Origin of the sequence: Nonomuraea sp. NPDC026600, from assembly GCF_040638335.1 — a bacterium.
Classification (GTDB): domain Bacteria; phylum Actinomycetota; class Actinomycetes; order Streptosporangiales; family Streptosporangiaceae; genus Nonomuraea.
Window position 1 is genome coordinate 414,140 of the sequence record NZ_JBEZYD010000005.1, and the last position, 13,433, is coordinate 427,572.

General features: G+C 68.0%; 15 protein-coding genes. 12 read left to right on the plus strand and 3 right to left on the minus strand.

The genetic code is table 11. The annotated features are described in order from the left end of the window. Nucleotides 1-44 precede the first annotated feature (44 nt). The 3 genes from AB0F17_RS14990 (at nt 45) to AB0F17_RS15000 (ending at nt 2,625) form a co-directional block, all read left to right on the plus strand. Nucleotides 45-857, plus strand: coding sequence for a DUF899 family protein (locus AB0F17_RS14990; protein WP_358021974.1), 813 nt, complete (start codon nt 45-47; stop codon nt 855-857). Between the two features lie 35 nt (nt 858-892). Then, the gene (locus AB0F17_RS14995; protein WP_358021977.1) at nt 893-1,381 is read left to right on the plus strand and encodes a hypothetical protein; all 489 of its coding nucleotides are present in this window, start codon (nt 893-895) and stop codon (nt 1,379-1,381) included. Nucleotides 1,382-1,596: 215 nt separating this feature from the next. Then, nucleotides 1,597-2,625 carry a saccharopine dehydrogenase NADP-binding domain-containing protein gene (locus AB0F17_RS15000; protein ID WP_358021980.1) on the plus strand — a complete coding sequence of 343 codons (1,029 nt, stop codon included), beginning with the start codon at nt 1,597-1,599 and terminating at the stop codon, nt 2,623-2,625. Between the two features lie 65 nt (nt 2,626-2,690). Here AB0F17_RS15000 and AB0F17_RS15005 read toward each other — a convergent pair whose 3' ends face one another. After that, entirely contained in the window at nt 2,691-3,275 is a 585-nt protein-coding gene (locus AB0F17_RS15005; protein WP_358021982.1) for a TetR/AcrR family transcriptional regulator, read from the minus strand. A gap of 70 nt (nt 3,276-3,345) precedes the next feature. Between AB0F17_RS15005 and AB0F17_RS15010 the strand changes: the two genes are divergently transcribed. From AB0F17_RS15010 to AB0F17_RS15050, 9 genes are all read left to right on the plus strand, one after another. Continuing rightward, nucleotides 3,346-4,353: a carbohydrate kinase family protein gene (locus AB0F17_RS15010; protein WP_358021985.1), complete on the plus strand. Its 1,008-nt coding sequence runs from the start codon at nt 3,346-3,348 to the stop codon at nt 4,351-4,353. Between the two features lie 182 nt (nt 4,354-4,535). Further along, the gene (locus AB0F17_RS15015; protein WP_358021988.1) at nt 4,536-5,750 is read left to right on the plus strand and encodes an aminotransferase class III-fold pyridoxal phosphate-dependent enzyme; all 1,215 of its coding nucleotides are present in this window, start codon (nt 4,536-4,538) and stop codon (nt 5,748-5,750) included. Nucleotides 5,751-5,990: 240 nt separating this feature from the next. Next, on the plus strand, nt 5,991-7,436 hold the full coding sequence (gene ngcE / locus AB0F17_RS15020) for an N-acetylglucosamine/diacetylchitobiose ABC transporter substrate-binding protein (RefSeq protein WP_358021992.1): 1,446 nt from the start codon (nt 5,991-5,993) through the stop codon (nt 7,434-7,436). 3 nt (nt 7,437-7,439) lie between these two features. After that, entirely contained in the window at nt 7,440-8,354 is a 915-nt protein-coding gene (locus AB0F17_RS15025) for a sugar ABC transporter permease (protein WP_358021995.1), read from the plus strand. A gap of 1 nt (nt 8,355) precedes the next feature. Continuing rightward, nucleotides 8,356-9,210 (plus strand): carbohydrate ABC transporter permease, encoded by an 855-nt coding sequence (locus AB0F17_RS15030; protein ID WP_358021999.1) that lies wholly within the window; start codon nt 8,356-8,358, stop codon nt 9,208-9,210. Between the two features lie 9 nt (nt 9,211-9,219). Continuing rightward, complete coding sequence (locus AB0F17_RS15035; protein WP_358022002.1) at nt 9,220-9,495, plus strand: 4a-hydroxytetrahydrobiopterin dehydratase; 276 nt, start codon at nt 9,220-9,222, stop codon at nt 9,493-9,495. A 72-nt stretch (nt 9,496-9,567) separates the two neighbouring features. Continuing rightward, nucleotides 9,568-10,341 carry a hypothetical protein gene (locus AB0F17_RS15040; protein ID WP_358022005.1) on the plus strand — a complete coding sequence of 258 codons (774 nt, stop codon included), beginning with the start codon at nt 9,568-9,570 and terminating at the stop codon, nt 10,339-10,341. A gap of 518 nt (nt 10,342-10,859) precedes the next feature. Next, nucleotides 10,860-11,960, plus strand: coding sequence for a low temperature requirement protein A (locus AB0F17_RS15045; protein ID WP_358022008.1), 1,101 nt, complete (start codon nt 10,860-10,862; stop codon nt 11,958-11,960). Continuing rightward, a complete protein-coding gene (locus AB0F17_RS15050) occupies nt 11,957-12,286 on the plus strand; it encodes a nuclear transport factor 2 family protein (protein ID WP_358022011.1) in 330 nt (109 codons plus the stop codon). The genes AB0F17_RS15045 and AB0F17_RS15050 overlap by 4 nt, the downstream gene beginning before the upstream one ends. A gap of 76 nt (nt 12,287-12,362) precedes the next feature. Here AB0F17_RS15050 and AB0F17_RS15055 read toward each other — a convergent pair whose 3' ends face one another. Together AB0F17_RS15055 and AB0F17_RS15060 are read right to left on the minus strand one after the other, a co-directional pair. Next, nucleotides 12,363-12,842: a hypothetical protein gene (locus AB0F17_RS15055; RefSeq protein WP_358022014.1), complete on the minus strand. Its 480-nt coding sequence runs from the start codon at nt 12,840-12,842 to the stop codon at nt 12,363-12,365. Next, complete coding sequence (locus tag AB0F17_RS15060) at nt 12,839-13,393, minus strand: MarR family transcriptional regulator (protein WP_358022017.1); 555 nt, start codon at nt 13,391-13,393, stop codon at nt 12,839-12,841. Before AB0F17_RS15060 ends, AB0F17_RS15055 begins: the two co-directional genes overlap by 4 nt. Nucleotides 13,394-13,433 lie beyond the last annotated feature (40 nt).

The following is a 13,433-nucleotide window of genomic DNA, read 5'->3' on the forward strand; positions in this document are numbered from 1 at the left end:
CTCCACGCAGAACCGGTCCGGATCGACAAGAAAAGGATTTCACCATGACCGAACCCCATGTTTCACCGATCAGCTACGCGGCCAAGCCCCCGGTCGCCGACCGGGCCGCGTTCCAGGCCGAACTGGATCGGCTCCGGGCCCGGGAAAAGGCCCACACGCGCGAGGGCGACGCCATCGCCGCCGCCCGCCGCCGCCTGCCGATGGTCCAGGTCGATCCACAGACCCCGCTGATCGGGGCGGACGGGACGGTGCCGTTGATCGACTTGTTCGCCGGCCGGTCCCAGCTGGTCGCCTACTTCCACATGTGGCACCCCGGCCGGCCCGCCGCCGAGCAGTGCGAGGGCTGCACCTTCAGCACCTCCCACGTCACCGAGCTGGCCTACCTGCACTCCCGCGACGTCAGCTACGCGGTCTTGGCCAAGGGGTCCTACGAGGAGGCCTCGCGCTACCGCGACTTCATGGGCTACCCCGTTCCCTGGTACTCGGTGCCGTCCGAGTCCGTGGACCGGCTGATCGCCGGCCGGCACTTCGGCATCCTGGCCTGCTATCTGCGCGACGGTGACCAGGCGTATGAGACCTACTGGACCACCAGCCGCGGCAACGAAGCGATGGCACCGTCGTACGGACTGCTGGATCGCACCATCTACGGCCGGCAAGAAGACTGGGAGGACTCGCCGGACGGCTGGCCCCAGCGCTGGGGCTCCAAGGGCGGCCAGTTCCAGCAGGACGGCCGCCCGACCGCCCAATGGCCGCGCCTGCGGGCCGGCCGCGACGACGACCTCGGCCCGATGCCGGACGGCTGGACCGCGTCCACATGCCCTCTGCACACCGCACCACCGGCCGCGGCGACGCCCTGACGGACTGCGGATCCGACGGGGGCAAGGAGTGCATCATGACCCTCCTCCACGCGGTGGGAATATCGGTCGGCTGTGTCCTGGCCCTCGTGCCGGCCCTGTTGCCCTCTGTACGGCTCACCCGGAGGTGGCCGCACGTCGTCATGGCGCTCGGTATGGCGGCCGGGCATCTGGGCGGGTTGTTCCTCTTGGTCGGGGTGCTCGCGTTGCTGGCCGCCGGCTGGCTGTGCGGCTCCCCGTCCCGCCGCGCGGAGAGCGGTCATCACATCCAGGACTTCGTGGTCATGTCCGTTCTCTTGGTGTTGACGGCGTTCGGCGGACCTCCTCTCGGTGGCACTCCCGCTGGGCACGCGCATGCAGGCGGTTCGCCGGCGACGGTGGGCCTGGTCATCGGGTTGGTCTGGACCTGCGCCCGGCTCATCCGCGTTCTGCCCGAGCGGGGCGGGAAGCGAAGGGTGATCGGCCAGGATCTGTGCTCGGCCGGAATGGCGGCCAGCATGACCTTCATGGCCGCGTTGCCGTTGTGATGGGTCAGCCGGCGCTGGTGGCCTGTGAGGGCGCCGCAGCGAGGTGAGTTCGCCGGAATCAGCCTCATTGTCAACGGTGCGCCGATCCCGGTGTCCAGGTTCGCCACGCTGAGGATCGCCCGCCCGCCTGATCCCTTTTTAAGGCCATTGACGACAGCGGTGTCCGAACCTATATTCGAAATGTTGCATACCCTTGGTATGGAAGAGAGCTGGTCATGAAGGCACCGCTCATCGCCGTCTACGGAGCAAACGGGCACACCGGCCGCCTGGTCGCCACCGAACTTCTCTCGCGAGGCCAGGAGATCGTGCTGGCCGGGCGCAACGCGGAGGCCCTGCGCTCGCTCGCGGACGAACTGAACGCCCCCGGTCGGGTACGGACCCATCCGGCCGCCCTCGACGACCCGCCGGCCCTGCGCGAGCTGGCCGAGAGCGCCGCCGTGCTGATCCACTGCGCCGGGCCGTTCACCCGGACCTGCGAGCCGATCGCCACCGCGGCCGTCGCGGCAGGCTGCCACTACATCGACCACGCCATCGAGCCGCATCCGGTGAAGTACCTGTTCGACACCGTTCAGGCCCCGGCCCAGCAGGCGGGGATCGTGATGATCCCGCAGATGAGCTTCTACGGCGGCCTCGCCGACCTGCTCGCCGCCGCCGTGGCCGACGGGCTGCCCGGCGTCGACCGGGTGACGGTCGGCTACTCGGTGACGGGCTGGCGGATGACTCCCGCGGCCGTGAAGACCGCCGAACTGCTGATCGGCGAGATCGACCGCGTGACGTTCGCCGACGGCGCCCAGCGGGTCGGCCCCGTGGAGATCCGCAACACGGTCTTCCCGTTCCCGCCGCCGCTCGGACCGCGCACGATGATCGCCCCCTTCCCTTCGGGCGAGGTGGTCACGATCCCCCGGCACGTCCCCGCCAGGGTGGTGGAGTCGCAGCTCACGGCCAGTACGTTCGAGGAGGAGCAGATCTTCACCAGCCAGGACGCCACGCCCGCCGACCGGGCCAGGACCGACTTCATGATCGCGGTCCAGATCACCTCACCGGGCGGCGGCGGGCGCAACGGTCACGTGCGGGGGAGCGACATCTGGTGGGTCGGCGCCCTGGCCTCGGTGGCGGCGGCGATCCGCCTGACCAGGGGCGAAGGGCCACAGAAGACCGGCGTCCTCAGCGCGGCGGAGGCCTTCCCGGCCGAACCATTCCTCCGGCAAATGGAAGAACTGGGGGCATTCACATTGAGCCTCTGACCGAGGGCGAGGGCTGAATCGGGTGGGGCGGCTTGCCGTACAGGATGAAATGTCGTTGAAAGAGATCACAGACGGTCGAGGGCGGAGAGCATCAGGCGCTCCAGGTCCACGCGGGCCAGCCGGTCGGGATAGAGCAGCAGGTGCAGGCTGAGCCCGTCGACCAGCGCCAGGAGGCGCTCGGCGACGTCGTCGAGGTTCTCGCCGGTGGTGAGCTCTCCCGCCGCCCGCGCCTCGCCGAGCAGCCTCCGCACGGCGGTGCGGAGTTCGGCGGCCTCGGCCCGCTGGACCTCGGCGAGGTGGTCCGAGGCCAGGCTGCGGCTCCAGAAGCTGACCTCCAGACGCGTCTCCTGAGTACGTTCCGCGTCGAGGGGGAGGTTGTCCAGCAGCAGTTCGCGCAGTGCGGCGAGGCCGGTGGCGCCCTCGATCTTGCGCGTCAGCCGCTCGCGGATGCGCTGGTGCGACTGGCGCAGTGCCGACAGCAGGATCTCGTCCTTGTCGGCGAAGTAGTGCGCCAGCACGCCGTTGGAGTAGCCCGCCTCTTTGGCGATGGCGCGGGTCGTGGCGGCGTCGATGCCGTCCCTGACGATCACCCGGCGGGCGGCTGAGAGCACCTCGCGCCTGCGTTCGTCATGGTCAACGATCTTCGGCATCCGGCGGCCCCCTTCGTGTGCTGTCCCGAGCATATTGACTTTTTATTCGGACGTCTGTCTATTTAGACCCATGACCGCCCCCACCGTCGCCACTGTCGGCGTGCACATCGTCGATATCCTCGCCAGGCCCGTCTCATACATCCCGGAAGGGCAGGACACCGCCCTGGTGGACCAGATCCGGCTGACCGCCGCGGGGTCCGCGGCCGGGACGGCGGTCGACCTGGTCAAACTGGGCAACGAGGTCGTCTCCATGGGTGCGATCGGAGACGACGAACTCGGCGACTTCCTGGTGGCGGTGATGACCAAGCGCGGCGTGGACGTCTCCCGGCTCACCCGCAAGGCCGGAGAACAGACGGCGGCCTCGATCCTCCCGATCCGACCCGACGGCGGCCGCCCCAGCTTCCACGTCCCCGGCGCGAACCTCGGGGTCACGTCGTCGGACCTGGACGTGGCGCGGCTGCGTGAGGTTCGGGCCGTCCACCTGGGTGGGATGGACGTGACGTTCGGGCTGGGGGATCCGGCGTTCTTCGCGCTGCTGGACTCGCTCCGGGCGGACGGGGTGATCGTGACGATGGACCTGCTGTCCGAGATGCCGGACCTGCTGGGGATGGCACGGGCGTTCCTCCCGCATGTGGACTATGTGCTCCCGAACGGCTCCCAGGCCCTTCTCATGGCAGCCGGCCTCACCACTGGCGGCCCGGCGGGGGATGCCCCCGCTCCGGGCGGCGATTCGCCAACCGGAGACGCCACCGGAGGGTCGATCGCGGAGGTGTCGGCGGCGGCGATGGCGTTGCTGGCGGAAGGGCCGCGAGGAGTGCTCGTCACCATGGGAGGCGCGGGGAGCCTGGTGGTGACCGAGGCGGGGATCGAGCAGGTGCCCGCGCTCAAGGTCGAGGTCAGCGACACGACTGGCTGCGGGGACGCGTACTGTGCCGGGTTCATCACCGGTCTGCTGCACGGGCAGGACGTACTGGGCGCAGCCCGCTGGGGCACGGCCGCCGCCGCCCGAGTCGCCACCGGGCTCGGCTCGGACGCCGGCCTCACCGACCTCGAATCCACCCTCGCCCTCCTGACGTGACCACGACGCCGGCCGCGCCGAACTCCGGTCGTACCGGACTCCGGCCGCCCCTGACCCCCACACGCCCGGAGGCTCGGACCCCGGACCTTGGACGCCCCGAGCCCCGGTCGTACCGGACTCCGGCCGCGCAGCCCCGGCCGGGCTCAACCCCGGCGTATTGAACTTGGAGAGAGGGATTTCAGATGACAGACGCTGAACTTCGTCAGCGGGCGTTGAAGGTCGTGCCCGGCGGGATGTACGGGCACCTCAACGCGGCGATCTTCGCCCCCGGATACCCGCAGTTCTTCGAGCGGGGCGAAGGCTGCCGGCAGTGGGATGTGGACGGCCGCGAGTACATCGACTTCATGTGTAGTTGGGGCCCGGTCGTGCTCGGGCACCGGCATCCGCGCGTGGAGGAGGCGGCCGCGCGGCAGCTCGCTCTCGGCGACTGTCTCAACGGGCCGGGCGCGGTCATGGTCGAGCTGGCCGAACTGCTGGTCGACACCGTGCCCAGCGCCGACTGGGCGATGTTCTCCAAGAACGGCACCGACGCCACCACGCAGGCGCTCATGGTCGCCCGAGCCGCCACCGGCCGGACGAAGGTGCTGATGGCCCACGGCGCCTACCACGGAGCCGATCCCTGGTGCACCCCGTCGCTCGCCGGGACGACGCCGAACGAGCGGGCCGACCTGGTGGAGTTCGACTACAACTCGATCGAGTCGCTGGAGGCCGCGGCGGCCACGGTCGAGGGGGATGTCGCGGCGATCATCGTGACGCCGTTCAAACACGACTCCTTCGAGGATCAGGAACTGGTAGAGCCTGCTTTCGCGCGGGCCGCGCGGGCGCTGGCCGACCGGATCGGGGCCGCGCTGGTGATCGACGACGTGCGGGCGGGGTTCAGGATCGACCTGCGGGGCTCGTGGGAGCCGTATGGCGTACGGCCGGACCTGACGGCGTGGTCCAAGGCCATGGCGAACGGTTACCCGATAGCCGCCGTGACCGGCACGGACGCGTTGCGCGGGCCGGCTCAGTCGCTGTATTCGACGGGATCGTTCTGGTTCTCGGCGATGGCGATGGCGGCGGCGAAGGCGACGATCGAGACGCTGCGCGACACCGAGGGCATCGCGGTCATGGAGCGGGCCGGGACACTGTTGCGTGAGGGGCTGTATGGGCAGGCCAAGGCGCACGGGTTCGTGGTGAACCAGACCGGGCCGGTGACCATCCCGTGGCTGAGCTTCGACGGCGACGCCGACCTGTCGACCGCCCTGTACTGGAGCGACGCCTGCCTGCGGCACGGCGTGTACATCCACCCGTGGCACAACTGGTTCATGTCGGCGGCGCACACGGAGGAGGACGTGGCACGGGCCCTGGAGGGAACCGACCTGGCCTTCGCCGAGACCCGGGCGCACTTCGGCTGAAGTACGAGATGAGTCCCAGCAGATGAGCGAGGCGAGCCCCTGAGGGCAAGCCCCTGAGCACGAGTACAGGTACGGCTATGGGTGGCCGTTTGGGCGGCTGCCCTCTACTGTCCTTCATGTAGGACGATCGCGGCAAAAGTTACGTCTCGATTGCGCCCCTTGACGTGCGCGGGCGGCCGTTCGTACCTTCGGGCAAACGGTTAGGAAACTTTCCTAATCCGTCCTCTTCAGGAGCCCCCCATGACCCACCCGGGAGAGATCACTCGTCGTCAGCTGCTGCGCCGGATCGGTCTGACCGCGTTCGTCGCCGGTCCCGGCGCGGGCCTGCTGAGCGCCTGCGCCACCAGCGGCGCCGGCGACGAGCCCACCGCGACGCCGACCGGCTCGATCGGCGTCTCCGCCGACCCCAAGAACCCGTTCGGCGTCGACGCCAAGAAGCCGCTGGAGGTCACGATCTTCAGCGGCGGGTACGGCGACGCGTACGCCAAAGACCTGCACGAGGAGATGTACAAGAAGCGGTTCCCCGGAGCGACGGTCAAGCACAACGCGACCCAGCAGATCGGCACCCAGCTCCGCCCGCGCTTCGTCAGCGGCGACGTGCCCGATGTGGTCAACAACTCGGGCCCCGAGGCGCTCGACCTGGCCGCCATGGCCACCGAGGGCCAGCTCGCCGACCTGACCGCGCTGTTCGACGCGCCTTCGCTCGACGATCCGGCCAAGAAGGTCCGCGACACCGTGACGCCGGCCGTACTGGACAACGCGAAGATCGACGACAAGAACCTCGTCCTGAACTACACCGTCTCCCACCGCGCGCTCTGGTACAACGCGAAGCTCTTCGCCGACAAGGGGTGGACGCTCCCGAAGACGTGGGCGGAGTTCAAGGCACTCGGCGAGACGGCGAAGCAGGAGGGCATCCTGCTGTTCGCCTATCCCGGGCAGAAGGGTCCGTACTACCAGCTCTGGAACGCCCTCTACACGGCCGCCAAGATCGGCGGCAACCAGGTCATCATCGACATCGACAACCTGGTCGACAACGCCTGGAACGCCGAGCCGATGAAGCAGTCGGTGACCGCCTGGGTGGAGATCCAGACGCTGTATGGCGACAAAGCGTACTTCGGCCTCGATCACACCCAGACCCAGGTCAAGCAGCTCCAGAACAAGCTGCTCTTCTACCCGGTCGGCTCGTGGATCGAGAACGAGATGGCCAAGGACAAGCCCAAGGACTTCGAGTACGCCATCGCCCCGGTTCCCGACGTCACCGCCGCCGACAAGATGCCGTACGGGGCCATCCAGGTAGGCGTCGGCGAGAACTTCTTCGTCTCCGCCAAAGGCAAGAACCCGCAGGGCGGCCTGGAATATCTCCGCATCATGCTGTCGAAGGAAGGCGCCAAAGGCTTCACCGAGAAGACGCTGAACCTCACCGTGGTCAACGGCGCGGCCGAAGGGCTGGACCTCACTCCGGGCCTCAAGAGCGCGGCCAAGGCGCAGGACACCGCCGGGCAGAACATCATCACCGACGCCCGTTTCGAGGGCTGGTACAAGGAACTGTTCGACTACGGCACCCAGCAGATCAACGTGGTCATGGCCGGGCGCATCACGCCCGAGAAGTTCTGCCAGAACATGCAGAAGAAGGCGGACGCCATCAAGAAGGACTCGTCCGTCTCCAAGCAGACGCGAGGCCAGTAACCCATGCAGCGGTTGCGCAAGTACGGGTTCGTCGCCGGGTTTCTCGCCGTTCCGGTCGCGCTCTACTCGGTGTTCGTGATCAGTCCCTACATCCAGGCGTTCCAGATCTCCCTGACGGACTGGAACGGCTACAAGTCGAGGCTGCACTACGTCGGGTTCGACAACTTCACCCGGCTGTTCGGGGACGAGGTCTTCTGGCGGGCCCTGCGCAATCACGGAATCCTGCTGCTCGTGCTGCCGCTCGTGACGGTCGTCATCGCGTTGTTCTTCGCGTTCCTGCTGAACCTGGGCGGGGGATCGCGGGGCGCGGGAATGAAGGGCGTCTGGGGGTCGAAGTTCTATCGGGTGGTGTTCTTCTTCCCCCAGGTGCTCGCCGTGGCCGTGGTCGGAGTGCTGTTCAAGGCCGTTTACCGGCCCGACGAGAGCGGTGTGATCAACGGAGCGTTGATCAAGCTGGGTTTCGATCCCGTCGGCTGGCTCATCGAACCGAACCTGGCCCTCTGGGCGATAATCGCGGTGATGATCTGGCAGGCCGTCGGATTCTACGTGGTGCTCTTCTCGGCCGGAATGGCCGCCATCCCGAAGGACTACTTCGAGGCGGCGGCGCTCGACGGAGCGGGCCGGGTGCGGCTGTTCTTCTCGATAACGCTGCCGCTGCTGCGCGACACCATCCAGGTGGGCTGGGTGTATTTGGGGATCGCGGCGTTCGACGGGTTCGCGCTGATCCTGGTGCTCGCCGGGGACAAAGGAGAGCCCGACGGGGCCACGACCGTGTTGCCGGTGGAAATCTGGAAGACCGCGTTCACCTATTCCAAGGTCGGCTACGCCTCGGCGATGGGGGTCGTGCTGTTCTTTCTCACCGTGACGTTCGCGGTGCTGACCCTGCGCACCACGCGGCAGGAGAGGATCGAGCTCTGACATGGCCATGCCTCGTCCGGCCAGACCGCGGCCCAGTGTGCTCGGCGGCCTTTCGCATGTGGCGCTCTTCATCTGGGCGCTGCTGATCATCCTGCCGCTGCTCTGGACGTTCCTCGCGTCCTTCAAGAACAACACGGAGATCTTCGGGGACGCGCTTCAACTGCCCGGCCAGTTGCGGCTCGACGCCTGGGGGCGGGCCTGGGACAAGGCCCACGTGGGGCAGTACATGTTCAACACCGTTATCGTCGTATTTTTCAGCACTTTGGGGACGATGCTGTTCGGCTCGATGGCGGCGTATGTCCTGGCGCGCTACCAGTTTTTCGGCAATAAGGTGATTTATTACCTCTTTGTGGCCGGAATGGCGTTTCCGATCTTCCTGGCGCTGGGGCCGCTGTTCTTCGTGGTCCTCCAGCTCGGCCTGCTGAACTCCCACGTCGGGCTCATCCTGGTCTACATCGCGTACTCGCTGCCGTTCACGGTCTTCTTCATGGCCGCATTTTTCCGTACGTTGCCGGACGCCGTGGCCGAGGCGGCGGCGATCGACGGGGCCTCCCACACGCGCACGTTCTTCCAGATCATGCTCCCCATGGCCAAGCCCGGCCTGATCAGCATCACTGTCTTCAACGTGCTCGGCCAGTGGAACCAGTACCTGCTGCCCCTGGTCCTTCTCACCGACGACAAGGACAAGTGGGTCATCACCCAGGGCATCGCCGACATCTCCACCATCGCCGGGTACGAGGCGGACTGGCCCAGCCTGTTCGCCGCCCTCAGCATGGCGATCATCCCCGTGATGATCGTCTACATCATCTTCCAGCGCCAGATCCAGTCCGGGCTCGGCGCGGGGACGCTGAAGTAACGTGAACGTATGGACGTCGACAGCAAGCTCAACGACCTGCCCGAATGGCGTAGAGAAGGCGACGAGATCCGGCGCACGATCGCCGCGCCCGACTTCCCCACGGCCATCCGGATCGTCGACGAGATCGCGGTTCAGGCCGAAGAGCTGAACCACCATCCCGACATCGACATCCGGTGGCGCAAGCTCCACCTCGCGCTGACCACCCACGACAAAGGGGCCCTCACGGAGAACGACTTCATCCTGGCCGGCCTGATCGACGCGATCGCCGCCAAACACGGTGCGTAGCTAGTCGGTTACTCGCTAGAGTGGTGGCCCCGTGAGCCTGGCCCAGGCTCGTCACCGCTTTCGGGGGTTCCCATGCGCCTGCCCACACCCGCCACCGCACCGAGGATGCCCGCATCCGGCCGGTCGCCGCGCCCCGGATACCCCGGCTTCGTCGTCGAAGAGGGGTCCACCGACCTGGGCGGCACCGTACGTGCATCCGCCGTTCCCGACCGGCGGCTACGCGCCGGATACCCCGGCTTCGTCGAAGGTAGGTCCGTCGATCTGGGCGGCACCGTGCGTGGGCCCGGTCGGCTGAGGGCGCGCGTGTCGGCGTTGATGCTGGTCCTCGTGGTCGCGGGCTGCGCGCAGAGCCCGTCCGATCCAGCGGCCGACAAGGATGCCGCCCACAGCGCCAGCCCCGGCGTCGTCTCGGCGCCCACCTCGCTCACGGGCGCGGGGGAGTTCAAGCGGCACGCCACGGCGGCCATCGTCTACAACCGCAAGTTGGTGCCCAAGGGTGCCCAGGCGAGCCTGACCGCCGAGTCCGCCGGCGGCAAGACGGTGACCTCGCTGGTGGTGGAAGGGCTGCTGCCCGACCATCGGTATGGCGCCCACCTCCACGTCGCGCCCTGCGGGACCCGTCCCGGTGACGCGGGCGCGCACTTCCAGCACATAGCCGGTCGGGCTGATGCCTCCAGCGAGGTATGGCTGGACCTGAAGACGGACGACTCCGGCGCCGGGCGCGCCACCGCCCACCACGACTGGCCGCTGACGGGCACCCTGCCCCGATCCCTGGTCCTCCACGCCTCCGCCACCGCCCCGACCGCCCCGCCCGCGCCGCGTGTCGCCTGCCTCACCCTCAGCTGACGTCTTTTTGTTTTTCGGCTCGCTGTTCCACCTGCGCGTTCGTTTGAAGAGCGGTTTTCTTTTACGGCCGGCATGGGCCAGCCCCACCCGCCCCACGTGGCCGGGCTCCCTCCAGGGGCACGCTCCTCCGGTTCACGTGGCTGGGCGCCGTGACGTGCGCACTCTTGGCCGATCCCGTGGCCATTCGCAGGCCGATGCCGCGGCTGTTCGCAGGCCGCTTCCCGCGACAGTTCGCAGGCCTCTTCCGCGACACTTCGTAGGCCGCTTCCACGGCTGTTCGCAGGCCGGTTCCGCAGGCCGGTTCTGCGGGGCGGTTCGCGGGACGATAGCGTCGCCGTTCGTGGGCCGATCTCGGAGTCATCCGCGGGAAGTGGCTTGGCCATTTCGTCCAGCCCGAGCGCGGTCGGTGATCCTCGCCATGCCGCCACCGCGTTCCCCATCCCCAACCGGGCCCGTTAACCCGTACACAGCAGACCTCCAGGGCGGCATAATTACACGATTACACGTGGGAGGTACGGGTGGGTAGGAGCTGGCAGCCGCCTCGGTTACGGCTGTTCGAGGGGGTGCAGCGGCGGGCCACCTGGCTGGAGCTGCTGTATGACCTGGTGTTCGTCGTGGCCGTGGCCGAGTTGGCCGATGTGCTGGCCGAAGGGACCGAGGTCGGGCAGGTCCTGGCGTTCATCGGGTTGTTCGTTCCCGTCTGGTGGGCCTGGGCGGGATATGTGTTCTACGCGAATCGGTTCGACACCGACGACGTGAGTCATCGCCTGCTCGTACTCCCCCAAATCCTGGCCATCGGGACGATGGCCGCGAGCGTGGGCGAAATCGGGGAGCGGTCCGCGTTGTTCGCGCTCTCCTACGTGGCCGTGCGGGTCCTGCTCATCGTGGCCTACCTGCGGGCGGGGCGGCACGTGCCCGAAGGACGGCCGCTGACCAGCCGTTATGTGGCCGGATTCACGGTGTCGGCGGTCATCTGGGTGGCGTCGCTGGCCGTCGAGCCGCCACAGCGCTATGTGCTGTGGGGCGTCGCCATGGTGATCGATCTCGCCACGCCGCTGCTGGCGCGGCGCCACCAGGGCGCGTTGCCGCCGCAGAGTGAGCATTTGCCCGAGCGGTTCGGGCTCTTCGTGGTGATCGTGCTGGGCGAGGTCGTCGCCGCGGTGGTGGTCGGGTTGAAGGGGCACGCGGTCACACCGGCCACGCTGCTGATCGCCCTCGCGGGCATCGCGATCGCCATGGCCTTCTGGTGGCTGTACTTCGGCCACATCGACGAGTCCGTGGTGCTGCGTACGCAGATGGCGGGGCAGGTCTGGGTCTACTCCCATCTGCCGCTGTCGCTGGGGTTGGTCGCGTTCGGCATCGGGATCGAGCACGCGATCGCGCATCCGGGCACGGGCTGGGCCGTCGGCGTACCCGCCGCAGTGGTGTTCGTCACCCTCGGGCTCCAGCACCTGTGCTCCGGCGACCGGCTCGCCGCCGGCGTCCGCCTGGCGGGCGGCGCGCTCACGCTTGTCACGTCCGCGCTCCCGGCCGCGCTGGCGCTTCCCTTGATTCTCTTGTACGGCGCGGCGCAGGTCGCCTACGACCTTCGCCGGCCCCTGCCCGGAGGAGAGGCATGACCCTCATGGACCTGTTCGACCGCCAGCTGGCCGCGATCGCGGACCGAGACCTGGAGGCCCTGCTGGCGCAGTATCACGACGACGCCATGGTCGTCCGCTTCGACCGTGTGGCAAGGGGGCCCGTCGAGATCCGCGAGCTGTTCACCGGCTATATGGCCGCCAAGCCGGAGGTGGTTGAGGTCACGTCGCTCCAGGTGGTGGACGACGTCGTCTTCTACAGCGCTCTCATGACCATCGCCGGCAACAAGGTGACCACGTTCGGCACGCTGGTGATCAGGGACGGCAAGATCTGGCGCCAGACCGCCGCCGCCCTGCCGTCCACCTGACCACCCGTATCTGACCACCCGTGGCCGGCCGCGCACAGTTGGCTGCGGGGCAGCTGACCACGCACAAGCCGTCGGCTCAGCCCATCAGTTGCCTCATCGGCTGCCACGGCGTGGCGTCGAAGATCAGCAGGATCGAGACGATCCGGCCGTCGACGAGCTTGAAGTGCTCGGCGGTGCGCTGGGTGCCCACCGGCGTGGCGGTGTGGACGTCGTAGACGAGCGTGGCCTCCGACTCGCCGTACAGCTTGCTGATCAGGTCGACCCCGGTGACCACCTGGACGAAGCCGACGATCCCGGCCAGGTGGCCGGCGGCGTCGTCAGAGGTCATGAGCGGGCTCCGGAAGCTGAACCCGTCACCGATTAGGGCGGCGGCGGTGCTCACATCGCCCCGGAACCGCGCCTCGTGGTAACCCCGCACGACGTCACGCGTCCGCCGCTCGTCATGCGTCAGACTTTCGCCCTGCAGTTCGCCCTGCGCCCGATTCTCGCTCTGCACGGCATCACGCGTCAGGCTCTCGTCGTGCAGGTCGTCACGCGCCTGGCTTTCGCTGCTCAAGAGGCATCTTCCAAGTACTGTGCGAGCCGGTGCTGGTTGTCGGCCACCCGGAGGCAGAGGTGCCGGAACCGGGTCAGCTCGTCGGCGGTGAAATCCCGGAACATCGCCGCCATCGCCCGCTGCGACGGCTCGCTGAACGCCTTGATCCATTCCCGTCCCTCGGCGGTGATCTGGGCCAGCACGGAACGCCGATCCCGCTGGTCAGGGACCCGCCGCACCAGCCCCTCCCGCTCCAGCGTGTCGACCAACCCGGTCACGTTCCGCGAGCTGACACCGGCGGACTGGGCCAGATCCCCAATGCTCACCCCGTCGTCGTCGGAGGCGCCGAGCCGCATCAGCAGGTCCATCGCCCCAGAGCTCAACCCCCTGCCTTGGCTGCCATGGGCGCGCATACGTTCGATGGCGTGGAAGGCGGTGCGGACGGCGGCCGCGGCCTCCAACGTGGCGGTGTCGCCTCCGCCGGTGAACTGCCGCATGGCGGCCCTGGTCTTGGGATCGAAGAGGTTTCCGTCTGGATCACTGTCGAACTCTGATTTATGTACGTCCTTCATAATGAGTCGGTACATTAGTACGTACTTCACGACTTGTCGA

Bases quoted from the DNA above. Each gene is read 5' to 3' on its own strand.
- AB0F17_RS15010 (WP_358021985.1), top strand. From the start codon at position 3,346: ATGACCGCCCCCACCGTCGCCACTGTCGGCGTGCACATCGTCGATATC.
- AB0F17_RS15015 (WP_358021988.1), top strand. From the start codon at position 4,536: ATGACAGACGCTGAACTTCGTCAGCGGGCGTTGAAGGTCGTGCCCGGC.
- AB0F17_RS15060 (WP_358022017.1), bottom strand. From the start codon at position 13,393: ATGAAGGACGTACATAAATCAGAGTTCGACAGTGATCCAGACGGAAAC.
- AB0F17_RS15050 (WP_358022011.1), top strand. From the start codon at position 11,957: ATGACCCTCATGGACCTGTTCGACCGCCAGCTGGCCGCGATCGCGGAC.
- AB0F17_RS15030 (WP_358021999.1), top strand. From the start codon at position 8,356: ATGGCCATGCCTCGTCCGGCCAGACCGCGGCCCAGTGTGCTCGGCGGC.
- AB0F17_RS15040 (WP_358022005.1), top strand. From the start codon at position 9,568: ATGCGCCTGCCCACACCCGCCACCGCACCGAGGATGCCCGCATCCGGC.
- AB0F17_RS15035 (WP_358022002.1), top strand. From the start codon at position 9,220: ATGGACGTCGACAGCAAGCTCAACGACCTGCCCGAATGGCGTAGAGAA.
- AB0F17_RS15005 (WP_358021982.1), bottom strand. From the start codon at position 3,275: ATGCCGAAGATCGTTGACCATGACGAACGCAGGCGCGAGGTGCTCTCA.
- ngcE (WP_358021992.1), top strand. From the start codon at position 5,991: ATGACCCACCCGGGAGAGATCACTCGTCGTCAGCTGCTGCGCCGGATC.
- AB0F17_RS15000 (WP_358021980.1), top strand. From the start codon at position 1,597: ATGAAGGCACCGCTCATCGCCGTCTACGGAGCAAACGGGCACACCGGC.
- AB0F17_RS14990 (WP_358021974.1), top strand. From the start codon at position 45: ATGACCGAACCCCATGTTTCACCGATCAGCTACGCGGCCAAGCCCCCG.
- AB0F17_RS14995 (WP_358021977.1), top strand. From the start codon at position 893: ATGACCCTCCTCCACGCGGTGGGAATATCGGTCGGCTGTGTCCTGGCC.
- AB0F17_RS15025 (WP_358021995.1), top strand. From the start codon at position 7,440: ATGCAGCGGTTGCGCAAGTACGGGTTCGTCGCCGGGTTTCTCGCCGTT.